Origin of the sequence: Iamia sp. SCSIO 61187, from assembly GCF_019443745.1 — a bacterium.
Taxonomy (GTDB): Bacteria; Actinomycetota; Acidimicrobiia; order Acidimicrobiales; family Iamiaceae; genus Iamia.
Genome location: NZ_CP050948.1, coordinates 2,401,622 through 2,416,902 on the forward strand (window position 1 = coordinate 2,401,622; position 15,281 = coordinate 2,416,902).

General features: G+C 73.5%; 12 protein-coding genes. 7 read left to right on the top strand and 5 right to left on the bottom strand.

The features are described from left to right. Positions 1-122: 122 nt before the first annotated feature. A complete protein-coding gene (locus tag HC251_RS11585; protein WP_219945437.1) occupies positions 123-1,700 on the top strand; it encodes an NAD(P)/FAD-dependent oxidoreductase in 1,578 nt (525 codons plus the stop codon). Here HC251_RS11585 and HC251_RS11590 read toward each other — a convergent pair. Next, positions 1,639-3,012: a glycosyltransferase family 39 protein gene (locus HC251_RS11590; protein ID WP_219945438.1), complete on the bottom strand. Its 1,374-nt coding sequence runs from the start codon at positions 3,010-3,012 to the stop codon at positions 1,639-1,641. The genes HC251_RS11585 and HC251_RS11590 overlap by 62 nt on opposite strands. Beyond that, positions 3,009-3,731 (bottom strand): polyprenol monophosphomannose synthase, encoded by a 723-nt coding sequence (locus HC251_RS11595; protein WP_219945439.1) that lies wholly within the window; start codon positions 3,729-3,731, stop codon positions 3,009-3,011. Before HC251_RS11595 ends, HC251_RS11590 begins: the two co-directional genes overlap by 4 nt. Positions 3,732-3,799: 68 nt before the next feature. Here HC251_RS11595 and HC251_RS11600 point away from each other — a divergent pair, with 68 nt between their 5' ends. From HC251_RS11600 to HC251_RS11625, 6 genes are all read left to right on the top strand, one after another. Next, positions 3,800-4,123 (top strand): hypothetical protein, encoded by a 324-nt coding sequence (locus HC251_RS11600; RefSeq protein ID WP_219945440.1) that lies wholly within the window; start codon positions 3,800-3,802, stop codon positions 4,121-4,123. Then, positions 4,120-5,541, top strand: a complete 1,422-nt coding sequence (locus HC251_RS11605) for an FAD-dependent oxidoreductase (protein ID WP_219945441.1) — start codon at positions 4,120-4,122, stop codon at positions 5,539-5,541. Before HC251_RS11600 ends, HC251_RS11605 begins: the two co-directional genes overlap by 4 nt. Before the next feature lie 244 nt (positions 5,542-5,785). Beyond that, positions 5,786-7,819: a spermidine synthase gene (locus HC251_RS11610; protein WP_219945442.1), complete on the top strand. Its 2,034-nt coding sequence runs from the start codon at positions 5,786-5,788 to the stop codon at positions 7,817-7,819. Continuing rightward, entirely contained in the window at positions 7,816-8,859 is a 1,044-nt protein-coding gene (locus tag HC251_RS11615) for an NAD(P)-dependent oxidoreductase (RefSeq protein WP_219945443.1), read from the top strand. Before HC251_RS11610 ends, HC251_RS11615 begins: the two co-directional genes overlap by 4 nt. Positions 8,860-8,875: 16 nt before the next feature. Next, on the top strand, positions 8,876-9,904 hold the full coding sequence (locus HC251_RS11620; RefSeq protein ID WP_219945444.1) for an NAD(P)-dependent oxidoreductase: 1,029 nt from the start codon (positions 8,876-8,878) through the stop codon (positions 9,902-9,904). Continuing rightward, positions 9,895-11,784, top strand: coding sequence for a hypothetical protein (locus HC251_RS11625; protein ID WP_219945445.1), 1,890 nt, complete (start codon positions 9,895-9,897; stop codon positions 11,782-11,784). Before HC251_RS11620 ends, HC251_RS11625 begins: the two co-directional genes overlap by 10 nt. Before the next feature lie 4 nt (positions 11,785-11,788). On the opposite strand, the gene HC251_RS11630 is transcribed toward HC251_RS11625, so the two are convergent. Genes HC251_RS11630 through HC251_RS11640 form a run of 3 tightly spaced genes read right to left on the bottom strand, consistent with a single transcriptional unit; the run spans position 11,789 to position 15,166 of the window. Beyond that, a complete protein-coding gene (locus HC251_RS11630; protein ID WP_219945446.1) occupies positions 11,789-13,636 on the bottom strand; it encodes a hypothetical protein in 1,848 nt (615 codons plus the stop codon). Beyond that, on the bottom strand, positions 13,636-14,355 hold the full coding sequence (locus HC251_RS11635; RefSeq protein WP_219945447.1) for a glycosyltransferase family 2 protein: 720 nt from the start codon (positions 14,353-14,355) through the stop codon (positions 13,636-13,638). Before HC251_RS11635 ends, HC251_RS11630 begins: the two co-directional genes overlap by 1 nt. Positions 14,356-14,398: 43 nt before the next feature. After that, the gene (locus tag HC251_RS11640; protein ID WP_255566692.1) at positions 14,399-15,166 is read right to left on the bottom strand and encodes a class I SAM-dependent methyltransferase; all 768 of its coding nucleotides are present in this window, start codon (positions 15,164-15,166) and stop codon (positions 14,399-14,401) included. Between the last annotated feature and the right edge of the window lie 115 nt (positions 15,167-15,281).

Genomic DNA, 15,281 nt, shown 5'->3' on the forward strand with positions numbered 1-15,281 from the left:
CCGGCGGATCGGGACCTCCTCCCCCGCTCCCCCATGAGGTGGATGGCGGACGCCGACGAGTACCCTCGACGGGTCCGTCGACACGGGTTCCCGCGCGCCCGGAAAGAGATCCCACACCCACGATGTCCGACACCCCCGCCCCCCCGGAGACCTCACCGTCCCAGCACGAGGTCGTCGTGATCGGCGCCGGCCCTGCCGGTCTGACCGCCGCCTTCCAGCTCCACAAGCACGACGTCGCATCCACCGTCCTCGAGGCCGACGACATGGTCGGGGGCATCTCCCGGACGGCCCAGCGCGACGGCTGGCGCTTCGACATCGGTGGCCACCGGTTCTTCACCAAGGTCCAGCCCGTCGAGGACCTCTGGCACGAGATCCTCCCCCAGGAGGACTTCCTGATGCGGCCCCGCAAGAGCCGCATCTTCTACAAGGGCAAGTACCTCGACTACCCGCTCCGGGCCTTCAACGCCCTCCGCAACGTCGGCCCCGTCGAGGCCACCGGGTACGTCCTGTCGTACGCGTGGGCCCGGGTCCGCCCCCCGAAGGACCAGACGAACTACGAGGGCTGGCTCGTCGCCCGGTTCGGCTGGCGCCTCTACCGCGCCCTGTTCAAGACCTACACCGAGAAGCTGTGGGGCGTCCCGGTCAGCGAGATGCCGGCCGACTGGGCCGCCCAGCGGGTCAAGGGCCTGTCGCTCGGCAACGCCATCGTGAACGCCCTGCTGCCGAAGCGGAACCAGAAGGACATCACCTCGCTCATCGAGGAGTTCCAGTACCCGAAGTACGGCCCCGGGATGATGTGGGAGTCGTGCCGCGACCAGGTCGTCGCCAAGGGCTCCAAGGTCGTGATGGAGACCACCGTCACCAAGGTCCGCCACGAGGGCGGCCGGGCCGTCTCGGTCACCGCCGAGCACAAGGGCGGCGGATCCACCGAGTACCCGTGCACCGAGGTCATCTCCTCGATGCCGATGTCGCACCTGCTCGAGGCCATGGACCCGCCCGTGCCCACCGAGGTCAAGGAGGCCTGCGAGGGGCTGCGCTACCGGGACTACATGATCGTCGCCCTGGTGCTGCCCGAGGCGACCGTCGACTTCGACGACAACTGGATCTACATCCACGACCCGAGCGTCCGCACCATGCGGATCCAGAACTTCGGCTCGTGGTCTCCCTACATGGTGAAGGAGGGGTTCAACACGCTGGGCCTCGAGTACACCGTGTGGGAGGGCGACGACGAGTGGAACGCCGACGACGAGTGGCTGATCCAGCGGGCCAAGGAGGAGCTCGAGGCGCTGGGCCTGGCCCGCATCTCGGAGATCCGCGAGGGCTACGTCGTCCGCCAGGCCAAGGCCTACCCGATCTACGACGACCACTACCGGGCCAACGTCGACGTCCTCCGCGGCTGGCTCGAGGAGAACGCGCCGAACGTGCACCCCGTGGGGCGCAACGGCATGTTCCGGTACAACAACCAGGACCACTCCATGTTCACGGCCATGCTGACGGTCGAGAACATCTGCACGGGCACCACCCACGACGTGTGGGAGGTCAACGTGGAGGAGGAGTACCACGAGGAGGCGGCGGCCATCCCCGAGCCCGGCGAGCGGGCGCCCGGCAGCCACGGCACCGGGCGCGACGCCCCGGTGATCAAGCGCGAGGTGATCGAGGCGGCCCGGGCCGAGCGGTCCGCCGGCGGCCCTCCGGCCTGAGCCGGCCGATCCCGTCGCTGACCAGGGCGGCAGCGGCGATCACCAGCAGGGGCACGACGGGGACCTTGAACCGGGCGTCGCCGAAGGTCAGCAGGGGCACGGCGAGGACCGCCGCCGTGGTCACGGCGAGGGCCACCCCGTCGCGGTCGCGCCGCCACACCAGGCGGACCAGACCGACCAGGCCGACCACCCCGATCACCGCCCACAGCCCGTCGCTGACGTCGTAGAGGAGGGTGCGGGTCCGCTCCCCCATCCACGAGTCCTCGCGGTAGGACTCGACGGCCACGATGGCGTCGTGGTCGTCCCGGAGGGTGTAGCGCATCCGATCAAGCGCCAGCCCGGGCTGGTCCCGCCAGCGGTCGAGGGCGTACTCGATCGCCAGGTCGCGCTTGGCCGCGTCGCCCTCGACCTCGCCTCGCGGTCCGTCGGTGATGTCAACGTCGACGGCGCAGGCCTCCAGGAAGCGGAACGCGCCGACGGACCCGGGGGCGTGCCCGATGCAGAGGTTGTCCCCGGTGTTGGTCGACAGGGGCACGAACCCGTCGAGGCGCACGGCGTTGCGGATCGTCCACGGCGCCACGCAGAGCAGCCCGACACCGACCACCGCGCCGGTGCGGGTGAGCACCGTCCGCCACCCCGACCGGTCCAGGGCCCAGACCACGACGACGGCGACCAGCACCCCGGCGATGACCGGCCGGACCAGCAGGATCGCCCCGAAGAGAAGACCGGCGCCGACGAGGCGGCCGCGGCCCAGCGTCCCCCCGGCGGCCGGCACGGCGACGAGCAGGAACGCCAGCATGAGGGCGATCGACACCGTCTCGCTGAGCACCACCGCGGCGTGGACGACGAGGTTGGGCAGCAGCGCCACCACGACGGCGGCGGCCGCCCCGGCCGGCCCCCCGGCGATGCGCCGGCCCAGCACCCCGACCATCAGCACCGTCAGCCCGCCGACGACGGCCTGGCCCGAGCCCAGGACCTCGGGGAGGCTCCCCTCGGCACCGATCGCCTGGCACAGGGCCAAGGCCGCCCCCACCAGGTAGGGGTAGCCGGGCGGGAAGTAGGCCGTCGGGTTGTGGGTGAAGGGGTCGATCATCCCCTTGCCGTCGGCGATCGACTGGGCGTAGCCCACGTAGCGGGCCGGGTCGTACAGGCCCGCCGGCCAGCGGGCCCACACCACCGCCACCACCAGCCGGACCACGAGCCCGACGGCGGCGGCGGCGAGGATCACGGTGCCGCTGCGGTCGCGACCCACCCCGTCGTGCACCCGACCGACCAGGTCGCGCACCCGGCCCGGAGGGCCGCCCGGTGTCACCGGCGGGTCCGCCCCAGCCGCCCCCGGACCCCCCACCAGGTCACCCGGGCCATCGACTCGGCGATGATCCGCCCCGACATCTTCGAGATCCCCCGCTCCCGGTCCCGGAACTCGATGGGCACCTCGCCGATCCGGGCCCCCTGGGCCTCGATCCGCACCGCCAGCTCGGTCATGAAGGCGTAGCCCGAGGCCCGGGTGGTGGCGTACTCGATGGCCAGGAGGGTGGTGGCCCGGTAGGCCCGGAAGCCGGAGGTGATGTCCCGGACCGGCAGGCGCAGGACCCACCCCGTGTAGCGGTTGCCGTAGCGCGACAGCGCCCGCCGGTGGGCGGGCCAGTTCGGCGTGCTGCCCCCGTCGACGTAGCGCGACCCGATGACCAGGTCGCAGCCGTCCTCCAGCGCCTGCAGCAGCACCGGGATGGCGGCGGGGTCGTGGGAGAAGTCGGCGTCGAAGGTGACGAGGACGTCGTAGCCCTGGGCCAGGGCGTGGGCGAACCCGGCCCGGTAGGCGTTGCCCAGCCCGTCCTTGCCCGCGCGGCGCAGGACGTCGACCCGGCCCAGCTCGGCGCCGACCGCCTCGGCGGCGTCGGCGGTCCCGTCGGGGCTGGCGTCGTCGATCACCAGCACGTCGACCTCGGGCGCCTTGGACCGGATCGCTCGCAGCAGGTCCTCGATGTTGTCGCGCTCCTGGAAGGTCGGGACCAGGACCGCGGCGCGCATCGGGGGGACGGTAGTCGTCCCTCCCTGCGGGCTCCGCCCCCGGCACCACGGGTCGTAGAGTGGCCGGGATGTTGCCGTACGAGCGTCGGGTCGTGGACGCCCTCCTCACCTCCGACGACCCGGGCCGGCGGCAGGTGGTCACCGACCACACCAGCGCCGCCCTGGCCGCCATGCCCGAGGTGATCCGGGCCGGGATCGCCAGCGAGACCGTGCTCCTCGCCTCCTGGTCCGCCGCTCGGCGCCGGGGCCGGCCCCTCGATCCCGCCGACGAGGTGGCCTGGCTGGAGGGGCACCCCCTCGGGATCGTCCGCCAGTGGGTGCGGGCCCTGCGGTCCCTCGTCCTCTTCGCCGAGCAGGAGCTGGCCGCCGACGACACCCTCGTCGCCCCGTGAGGACGGTCTCGACCGACGTCCTCGTCATCGGCTCCGGGGCCGGTGGCGCGACCATCGCCTGCCGGCTGGCCGAGGCGGGCCGGTCCGTGACCGTGGTCGAGGAGGGACCCTGGGTCGACCCCGACGCCCACGAGCCCTTCTCCCTCGGCGAGATGGCGGCCCAGTTCCGCCACCGGGGCGGGGCCGCCGCCCTCGGCACCCCCCCCATCGCCTACGCCGAGGGCCGGTGCGTCGGCGGCAGCACCGAGGTCAACAGCGGGCTGTGGCACCGGCTCCCGCCCACCCTCACCGAGGACTGGCGGACGCTCTACCGGATCGACGAGTTCACCCCCGAGGCCCTCGACCGCTACGCCGAGGGCGTCGAGGCCGACGTCGGCGTGGCCACCGTGCCCGGGGCCCCGCCGCGCAGCTCCGGTCTCATCGAGGAGGGGGCGGCCAAGGTCGGCTGGCGCTCCACCGAGTTCCCCCGGGCGTTCCGCTACGACGAGCGGGGCCGGGGCACCAAGCAGACGATGGCCCGGACGCTCCTGCCCCGCGCCGTGGCCGCCGGGGCCGAGATCCTGCCCGACACCCGGGTCCAGCGGCTCGTCGGGTCGGCCCCCCGGGTCACCGGGGCCCGAGCCCGGCAGACCCGACCCGACGGCACCGTGGAGGACCTGCTCATCCGGGCCGAGGAGGTCTTCGTCTGCGGCGGGGCCATCCAGACGCCGACCCTGCTCCAGCGGAGCGGTGTCCGCCGCCGGATCGGGCGGGGCCTCAAGCTCCACCCCACGATCAAGGTCGCGGCCCGGTTCCCGTTCACCGTCGACCACGGCGACGTGCCCATGCACCGGATCACCGACTTCTCCCCCCACCTGACCATCGGTGGCTCGGCCAGCCGGCGGGGTCACGTGGCCATGGCCCTGGCCGAGTCGGGCGAGCCCGTGGCCGAGGCCATGGAGGACTGGGAGAGCATCAGCGTCTACTACGCCGCCATCCGCAGCGAGGGCTCCGGCCTGGTCCTGGCCCTGCCCGGGCTGACGGCGCCGCTGGTGACCTACCGGCTCACGCCGGGCGACATGAGCCGCCTGACCCGGGGGCTCCTGCACCTGGGCGAGCTGCTCCTCGCCGCGGGCGCCACCGAGCTGTACCCGTCGGTCGTCGGCGGCGGCGTCGCCCGCGAGCCGGCCGACCTGGCCCGGTGGTGGGACGCCGTCACCCCGGCGACGGCCAACCTGATGACGATCCACATGACGTCCAGCGTCCGCATGGGCGAGGACCGCACCCGCACCGGCACCGACAGCTTCGGCCGGGTCCACGGGTTCACCAACCTGCACGTCGCCGACGCATCGCTCCTCCCCGACGCCCCCGGCGTCAACCCCCAGGCCGGGATCATGGCCATCGCCGCCCGCAACGCCGCCCACTTCCTGTCCCGGTAGTCGCCGGCTCGGCCCTCCTGCGGCAGGGCCGGGCCGTCTCGTCCCCGCGGTGCCAGCTGAGCGTGGGGAGCGGTACGGGTCGCCGGATGGGGTGGGACTAGCATCGGCGGCGGCCTGCGGCCGAGCGCGAGCCGACCGCCCGACCCCCGAAGGGACGCACCACGTGCCCAGCGCACGGACCGATGACGAGGCCGCGGCCGAGGACGACACCACAACCGCACCCGCCTCGTCCCCGTGGGCTCGGGTGCTGAGCGCACGGAGCCTGGCCGACGCCGGGACCGTCAGCGACAGGGTCCGCCTGGTCGGCCTCAGCTTCCTGATGCTCTTCGTGGAGCTGGCGCTGATCCGCTGGACCGGCTCGAACGTCGTCTACCTCTCGTACTTCTCCAACTTCGTCCTGCTGGGCAGCTTCCTGGGCATCGGCATCGGGTTCCTCCGGGCCCGGGCCAAGGTCGACCTGTCGGGCTGGGCCCCGCTGGTGCTGGGCGCCTTCGTGCTGGTCATCGCCGTGGCCCCGGTGAAGATCACCCAGGACAACGCCGACGTCTTCACCTTCAGCAGCCTGAGCGCCGGCGGCCCGCCGCGCGAGGTCGTCCTGCCCCTGATCTTCCTGGCCTCGGCCGCCGTCCTCGCCCTCATCGCCGAGGGTGTGGCCCGGACCTTCGCCCGCTTCGACAACCTCGACGCGTACAAGTACGACCTCCTCGGCAGCATCCTGGGCATCGTCGCCTTCTCGGCCCTCAGCTTCCTGCGCCTGCCCCCGCTGGCGTGGGGCCTCGTCGCCGGTGCCGTGGTCGTGGCCATGGTGCTGCCCCGGGTCCCGACCGTCCCCCAGGTCGTCGGCATCGTGATCCTGGTGGTGGTGCTGGCGGTGGAGTCGTTCTCGCCCAACCTGGCGTGGTCGCCGTACTACAAGGTCAAGGCAGCCCCGAACCCCGATCTCGACGACAACCTCCAGGTCGACGTGAACGGTGTGCCCCACCAGGTGCACCAGACCCCCGAGTTCGCCCCCGGCAAGGGCGTCTACGACGTCGTGCGCCCCCCGTCGCTCGACGACGTGCTGATCATCGGGGCCGGCGGCGGCAACGACGTCGCCGTGGCCCTCGAGCGGGGCGCGCAGCACGTCGATGCCGTCGAGATCGACCCCAAGCTCTACGAGCTGGGACGCGACCGCCACCCCTCCCGCCCCTACGACGACCCCCGGGTCGACATCCACATCGACGACGGGCGGGCGTTCCTGGAGCGCAGCGAGCGGGAGTACGACCTGATCCTGCTGGCGCTCCCGGACTCGATCACCCTGATCGGCGGCCAGTCCGCGCTCCGCCTGGAGAGCTACCTCTTCACCGAGGAGGCCATGGAGTCGGCGCGCGACCGGCTCAAGCCCGACGGCGTGTTCACCATGTACAACTACTACCGCGAGGACTGGTTGATCGACCGGTACGGGTCGATGCTCGAGGGCGTCTACGGCCGGGCCCCGTGCCTCCAGGACGTGCTCCCCGCCTACGGCCCCAACGGCGTCGCCCTCACCGGGTTCTCCGCCAGCCGGGAGGAGAGCTCGATCGAGTGCACCGAGGCCGGTCGGGCCCGTACGTGGCAGGCGTCGGGGGAGATCCCGGAGCCCGCGACCGATGACCACCCCTACCCGTACCTCCGGACGCGGTCGCTGCCGACGATCTACGCCGTCAGCCTGGCGCTCATCTTGCTCGTGTCGCTCCTGGCCGTCCGGGGCGTGGCCGGGCCGATGCGCCCCATGACGCGGTTCGCCGACCTCTTCTTCATGGGCGTGGCCTTCCTGCTCCTCGAGACCAAGAACGTTGTCCAGTTCGCCCTGCTGTTCGGCACGACGTGGTTCGTGAACGCCCTCGTGTTCGGTGGCGTGCTGTCATCGGTCCTGCTCGCCATCGCCGTCTCCCGGCGGGTCACGTTCAAACGGCCCGAGCTGCTCTACGGGCTGCTGCTCGCCTCGCTCGTCGTGGCCTTCTTCCTGCCGCCCGAGCTGCTGCTGGACCTCGCCCTGGTCCCCCGCTTCCTGGCCGCGGTGACCATCGCCTTCACGCCGATCTTCACCGCCAACCTGGTCTTCACCCAGCGGTTCAAGGACACGGGCGACTCCACCACCGCGTTCGGGGCCAACCTGCTGGGCTCGATGGTCGGCGGCGTCCTGGAGTACCTCGCCCTCGTCACCGGCTACCGCTCGCTCCTGGTCGTCGTCGCCGTCCTCTACGGCCTGGCGTTCCTCTTCGGGCGTCGTCACCTCGGCGTGCGGGCGGCGGCGTGACGGCCGAGCCGGAGGCGGTGCGCACCGACACGGTCGTGGTCACCGGTGCCGCCGGCTGGCTCGGCCAGAACCTGGTCCGGGCCCTGGCGCCCGAGCGCCGCCGGGTGCGCGCCCTCGTGCTCGGCGCCGACGAGGCACCGCTGCTGGAGCTGGCCGGGCCGTCGGTCGAGGTCGTGGTGGGCGACGTCCGCGACCCCGTCGTGGTCGACGAGCTCTTCGACGAGGTGGCGGGGGCGACGGTGGTCCACGCCGCCGGCGTCATCCACCCGACGGGGCGGACCCGTCCCTTCTTCGACGTGAACGTCGGTGGGACCCAGCTGGTCCTCGACCGGGCCCGCCGCGCCGGGGTCGGACGGTTCGTGCACGTGTCGTCCAACTCGCCCTTCGGCGCCAACGCCCGGCCGACCGACCGCTTCACCGAGGACTCCCCCACGAACCCGTACATGGGCTACGGGAAGTCGAAGCTCGAGGCCGAGTCGATCGTCGCCCGCGCCGCCGACCGGGGCGACGTCGACGCCGTCATCCTGCGGCCGCCGTGGTTCTACGGACCGTGGGGCCCGGGGCGCCAGGCCCAGTTCCTGGGCGCCATCCGGAAGGGCCGCTTCCCGCTGGTGGGCGACGGCCGCCAGCAGCGCTCGATGATCTACACCGGCAACCTGGTGGACGCCTGCCTGTGCGCCGAGACGGCCGTGGACGTCACCGGTCGGGCCTTCTGGGTGGCCGATGCCGAGCCCTACGAGCTGCGGGAGATCTGGAGCGGGATCCGGGAGGCCCTGGCCGCCGAGGGCCTCCCCGTCGCCGGCCGGAGCGTGCCGGCCCTGCCTCGGTTCGCCGCCGAGGTCGCCACCCGCCTCGACGCCGCCCTCCAGGGTGCCGACCGCTACGTCCAGCCCCTCCACGTGCTGGGCGAGCTCAAGGACACCATCGCCTGCGACATCTCCTCGGCCCGTCTCCACCTGGGCTACGAACCCCGGGTGGCCCTCGTCGAGGGCATGCGCGAGGCCATCCGCTGGACCCTCGCCCGCGGCGAGGCGCTGTGAGCGCTCGGGAGTCGGCGTGAGCAGGACCTACCTCGTCACCGGGGGATCGGGGTACTTCGGCTCGCTGCTCGCCGACGTGGCCCTGGCGCGGGGGGATCGGGTGCGGATCTTCGACCTCGAGCCGCCCGTCGAGCCCACCGCGGCCGAGGTCGTGATCGGCGACGTGCGCGACCGGGCCTCCCTCGCCGAGGCGTGCGACGGCGTCGACGTCATCCTCCACAACGTGGCCCAGGTGCCCCTGGCCAAGGACCACGACCTGTTCTGGTCGGTCAACGTGGTGGGCACGGCCAACGTCCTGCTGGCGGCCCGCGACGCCGGGGTCGCCAAGGTCGTCCACACCAGCTCGAGCGCCATCTTCGGCATCCCCGAGTCCAACCCCGTCACCGAGGACACGCCGGGCCGGCCGCTCGAGGCCTACGGCCGGGCCAAGCTCACGGCCGAGACGCTCTGCCACGAGGCCGCCTCCACGGGGGTCGACGTCAGCATCGTCCGACCCCGCACGATCCTGGGCCACGGACGGCTCGGGATCATGGCCATCCTGTTCGAGTTCGTGCAGGAGGGGGCACCCGTCTTCGTCCTCGGCGGCGGCCACAACCGCTACCAGTTCGTCCACTCGTCGGACCTGGCTGACGCCATCCTCCGGGCCGGTGACCGCGAGGGGCCGCGCACCTACAACATCGGCTCCGACGCCCCGGGCACCATGCGCGAGACCATCCAGGCCCTGGTCGACCACGCCGGGACGGGGTCGAAGGTGCGCTCGCTCCCGACGGGTCCGGCAGCCACCGCCATGCGGAGCCTCGCCGGCGTGGGCCTGGTGCCGTTCGCCCCGTACCACTGGCTCCTCTACGCCGAGTCGCTGTGGTTCGACACGACCCGGGCCCAGGAGGAGCTGGGGTGGCGCTCAACGCGGTCGAACGCCGAGATGCTGATCGAGTCCTACGAGTGGTTCCTGTCGCACCGGGAGCAGGTCGACGCGGGTGGTGGTTCGCACCACCAGTCGCCGGTGCCGCTCGGCGTGCTGAGGCTGCTCAAGCGGTGGCCGTGACCGAAGCGTCGTCGCCGGCACGCGACGACGGGGGCACCGCACCACCGCCCGGGCGCCGTCCCCTGGTGGTGGGCATCGGGCTCCACCTGCTGCTCACCATCCCGCTGGGCCTCTCGCTGGTCGCGTTCCACCGGCCCCATTGGCACCCCATCGCCGACCTGGCCCAGACCGAGCTGCGGGTGCGCGACGTCGGTGGCCGGGACTCGCCCCTGGTCGGCCTGGCCGGCCGGATCGGCCCGTGGACCGACCCCGGCAGCCACCCCGGCCCCCTCAGCTTCTGGGCCATGGCCCCCGTCTACCGGCTGCTCGGCAGCACCGCCCTCGCCTTCAGCGCCGCCGCCCTGACCCTGCACCTCACCGCCTACGCCGCCATCCTCTGGATCGCCCACCGTCGGGGCGGCGTCCGCCTCATGGTCGTCGTGGCCGCCGCCACGGTGCTGGTGGCCCGGGCCTACGGCGCGGTGGTGTTCCTCGAGCCGTGGAACCCGTACCTGCCGGTGCTGTGGTGGCTGGTGTTCCTGCTGGCCCTCTGGTCGGTCGTCGACGACGACCCGCCGATGCTGGTCGTGGCGGTGGTGGCGGGCTCGTTCTGCGCCCAGACCCACCTCCCCTACCTGGGGTTGGTCGGGGCGTCCGCGGCGGCGGCCGCCCTGGTCTCGGCCTACTGGATCTGGCGGGGCCGGGAGGGCGACCCCCCCGGGGCCCGGGCCCGGCGCGTCCGCTTCGTGGTGATCGCCGCCGTCGTGGGCCTGGTGCTCTGGGCGCCGCCTCTGATCGACCAGGTCGACGGTGTGGGGAACCTCGGGCGCATCAGGGAGTCGCTCCAGGAGCCCGACCAGCCGCCCGTCGGTGTGCGGCGCGGGGCCATCGAGGTGGTCGACCGGTTCGGGGTCGACCGGTGGATCAGCACCCAGGACACCGCAGCGGCGCCGGGACCGGCGGACTGGGATCCGCTCGGCCTGCTCACCCTCGCGGCGTGGGCCGCGTCCGCGGTGGCCTGCTGGGCCGGCGCGGTCGGGCCGACCGCGCTGCGGAGGCTGCACGGCGTGCTGGCCACGGGGATCGTCCTCGCCCTCGTCAGCTCGAGCCGTGTCAGCGGCGAGCTCTGGTACTACCTCTACCTCTGGTGCATCGGGTTGGCCGCCCTCTGCCTCGTCGCCATCGGGTGGACCCTGGCGCAGGCGATCGACGATCGCCTCGCCGCCGGGTCGTCCCGTGCCCGCTGGCGGCGGGCCGCCACCGTCACCCCGGCGGCGGTCGCGGTCGCCCTGGCGCTCCTCCTCACCGCGGCGGCACCGGGGGCCGAGCCGTCCCGTCCCGACCTGTCCGACGACCTGGGCGACCTCGCCGACCAGACCGCCCGGGCCCTGCACTCCGGGGCCGCCGCCGGAGGCGGCGACGACGGCCGCTACTTGGTCATCTGGGACGACCCCGTCGCGATCGGGTCCCAGGGCATCGGGATGGTGAACGAGCTGGAGCGGGCCGGCTTCGAGGTCGGCGTCGATCAGGGCCAGAGGGTGGGCGGCACCCGTCACCGGGTGATGGCCCCCGACGAGGCCACCGCCGTCGTGGTCGTGGCCGTCGGCCCCGCCATCGCGACCTGGGAGCAGCGCGGGCTCGACCCGGGCGCTCGCGTCGCCGAGGTCGACTCCCGATCACCGGCCCAGCGGGAGGACGCGGAGGCCCTGGCGACGAGGATCGACGAGGGCCTGCGAGCCGAGGGCTTCGACCAGCTGGCCGACGAGTGGCGCAGAAGCGTGTTCACCGCAGCCCTCACCCCCGGCCTGTCCCCCGACCTCAGCGAGGACCTGCTGGCGTACGTCGACCTCAGGTCCCCGGTCGCGGTCTTCGTCGTCGAGCCCGCCGAGCTCGCCGGCTAGGGCGTCACGGGCAGGCCCGGTCCGGCGACGGGGGTTCCTCCGGCGGGGCGTCGACGACGAACGCCGCCGTGGGGACGCCGGCCTCGACGAGCCGGCTGGCCAGGGCCACGACCTCGGGCGGTTGGGCCGGGTCGAGCACGAGGACGCTGAGGAGGCCGTCGATCTGGTCGGGGTCGACGACCTCACCCTCGGTCGACAGGGCTCGGGCCAACGCTTCGCGGTCCCGCTCGCCCGCGCGCTGCTCGGCCGGCGACCGGACGTCGGCCAGGCCCACCTCGCGGGCATCAGGCCGGGCCCGCCATCGGTCGATGCCGTCCTGGCCGGTCACGACCATGACCACGGCGTCGTACTCGCCCGGGCACAGCACCCGGTGGGGCTCGGCCGCGGCCGAGAAGGCGGGGTCGACGCCGACCCTCACGCCGTCGCGCTCGAGGGCGAGGACGAGCCCGAAGCCCAGCCCGCCGAGGTACACCTGGTCCTCCCAGCGGACGAGGTAGGTGCGGTCGTCGCCGGCGAGGGCGGGCACGACCTGGCGGGCCAGCTCGGCCTCGGCCCGCCAGGCCCGGCGGTACGGGATCTCCTCGCCGACCAGTCGGACGGCGGTGAGGGCGCTGAGGGCGACGAGGGCGGCGACCGCCACCGCACCCAGCCGGCGAGCACCCCGGGCATCCGGGGGCCGGAGGCCCTGCGCCCGGGCCACGACGGCGACGCCCCAGCCGAGGGTGAGGACCACGACGGCGACGAGGACCACGATCCACCGGAACGTGTACAGGTACAGGGCGCCGAACACACGTGACACGGCGAGGGTGCCCAGCACCAGGGCGGCGCCGAGCACCACGTTCAGGCGGGTCAGCGTGGGGTGGAGCCGGCGGACGGCCACGACCACCGCGACCGTGGCCCAGGCGCCGAGGAGCGCGAGGCCGGGCAGCACCGACCCACCGACGCCGGTGGTGCCGCGCAGCCACGGACCGAGGGGGTCGGACGCCTGGAGGACGGCCCGGATGCCGTCGGCCGGGCCGAGCACCTCCTCGCCCGCGTCGGGGCTGCCGAAGCTCTCGAGCAGGATGCGCACGTTGCTCGGGTCGTTCGTCACGGCGTCGACGAGCGGGCCCGACCAGAGGACGAGGCCGACGAGCACGGCGACCGGGAGCGGGGCCAGGCGCCGGGCTGCGGCCCCGACGTCGGCCCGGTCGCGGGGCCGCTCGCGGACCACCAGGACGACGGTGGCGAGGAGCAGCAGCGGGGGCACGAGGGGGGCGTAGCCGGCGTGGCCCTGGAGGGCGTAGCTGCCGCCGGCGACGGCGAGCACGAGCGGCCACCGGTCGCCGTCGAGGACGGCCCAGCACGACAGCAGCAGCAGGAGGAACGGGACGAGCGCCACCCACGGGTTCCACGGCTGGCTGACGGCGTCGAGCCCGAACCCGCCCACCATCACCAGGGCCACGGCGCCCCAACCCAGGGTGACGGCGCGCCCGCCCCGCCGGGCCACGACGGCCACCGACGCCGCCAGACCGGCCGCATTGACCAGGGCGGTGGCGGCGGCGAAGGCCCACGACGAGCCGCCCAGCAACCGGTACAGGGGCCAGGTGGTCCAGAACATCAGGGGCCCCGGGTGGTTGCCCTGGGTGCCGTCGTCGGCGACGATCCGCCCGGCCGCCCCGACGAGGGGCACGTGTTCGGGCAGAGACAGCATCCGCAGCTCGGCCTGGGCCTGGTCCCCCGTCGGGTACCACGTCCGCTGGGCCAGCGCGCCCACCAGCACGACGACGGGGACGACCACCAGGACGGCCACGACCCACCACGGGACGGGCCCGGAGGCCGGGCCGTCGTCGACGGCGGCCTCGTGGTCCATCAGTGTCGGATCTTCCCCGCCCGCAGCCTGATCTTGAGGAGGATCCAGAGGGCCTCGACCCCATCGGTCCACTGGATCTTCTTGCCCTCCTCGCGGCCGCGGGCCCGGTAGGAGATCGGCACCTCGAAGATGCGCTCGCCCCGGGCCAGGAGCTTGCCGGTCAGCTCGGCCTCGATGCCGAACCCGGAGCTGGTGATGCCGACCTCGCGCCACATGTGGGTCGGCGCCAGCTTGAGGCACGTCTCGACGTCGGTCAGCCAGGCGTCGAAGAGCATGCTGGCCCAGAGGGCCACCATCTTGTTCCCGAGCACGAACCAGAACGAGTAGGCGGCGTGGCCGCCGTAGGACCGGGCCCCGTAGACGACCTTGGCCTCGCCCGAGAGGGCCGGGTCGCACAGGGTGGGGATGTCGGCCGGGTCGTACTCGAGGTCGGCGTCGAGGATCGTGAGCAGGTCGCCGCGCGCCTCGTCGAAGCCCCGGACGAGGGCCGCGCCCTTGCCCTGGTTGGGGTCCTGGCGGAAGAGCCGCACCCGCTCGTCGTCGACCAGGTCGGCGATGAGGTCGGTGCACCCGTCGGTGGACCCGTCATCGACGATGACGACCTCGGTCGGCAGCGGCATCTCCACGGCGAGGAGCCGCTCGAGGGCCACCCGCAAGGTGGCGGCCTCGTTGTACACCGGCATCACGATGGACAGGCGCTCGTAGGTGTGCGGGGGCATGGGGCTCGCAGTCGTCGAGGGTCGGTCGGCGGCGGGACGGCCGCTAGTACGGCCACACCGAGGGGTCGTGGCCCAGCAGGCGGGTCAGGCGGCCCAGCCGGACGGTGATGAGCACCTTGATGAGAACGTTGCGGGCGAACCAGGGCAGCTCGAGGGCCTGGTGGACGAAGTTGGCCACCCGGGCCTTGGGCCGCAACCGCTCCCGGCGGTACTCGGTCATCGACTCGGACCGGCCCACGTAGCGCCAGCGGCCCCCGGCGAACAGCTCGCGGAGGATGGCGAGGGTGACGCCGATCGAGCTGAACGAGTCGTGGATGAGCATGGTGCCGCCGTCGGCGACCCGGCTGCCCCACTCCCGGACGTCGGTGCGGGCCGGCCCGTAGCGGTGGGCCCCGTCGATGTAGAGCAGGTCGATGGGGTCGTCGACGTCGCCGTGGGCGGCGTCGCTGAAGGCCCGGACGTGGCGCACCCGTTCCCGCACGCCCGCCATCTCGAGGTTGGCGTTGAAGACGTCGTGGTCCTCGGCCGCCTCGTCGACGAAGCCGTCGATCTCCTGCGGGCCTCGGTCGTTGCCGGCGTGGGGGTCGATGGCGACCAGCTCGACGGTCGGGTCGGCGGCCCGGGCCAGCACGACCATCGACCGGCCTCGGAAGCTGCCGATCTCGACGATCCGGCCCCCCGGCGCGACCCGGCGGGCGGAGTCCCAGAGCAGACGCGCCTGGCCGTCGGTCATCCACCCCTCGACCTCGGCCACGTCGGCCAGCGTCGTCGAGAAGTCGGTGGTCGGGGGCGTCATGCTGGTCGCGCTCACGGGGTCAGAGGGGTGGGGGCACAGGACGAGGGTGGGGGCCAGGGCGCACCGGGGTGATCCGCCCGCCCCGGGGTGGGTGCTCTATCGTGGCGCGGGCTGCCCGGAGCCGGGTGGC

What these genes read in the sequence shown, in the direction of transcription:
- HC251_RS11585 (WP_219945437.1), top strand. Translation starts at nt 123, where the DNA reads ATGTCCGACACCCCCGCCCCCCCGGAGACCTCACCGTCCCAGCACGAG.
- HC251_RS11595 (WP_219945439.1), bottom strand. Translation starts at nt 3,731, where the DNA reads ATGCGCGCCGCGGTCCTGGTCCCGACCTTCCAGGAGCGCGACAACATC.
- HC251_RS11600 (WP_219945440.1), top strand. Translation starts at nt 3,800, where the DNA reads ATGTTGCCGTACGAGCGTCGGGTCGTGGACGCCCTCCTCACCTCCGAC.
- HC251_RS11630 (WP_219945446.1), bottom strand. Translation starts at nt 13,636, where the DNA reads ATGGACCACGAGGCCGCCGTCGACGACGGCCCGGCCTCCGGGCCCGTC.
- HC251_RS11635 (WP_219945447.1), bottom strand. Translation starts at nt 14,355, where the DNA reads ATGCCCCCGCACACCTACGAGCGCCTGTCCATCGTGATGCCGGTGTAC.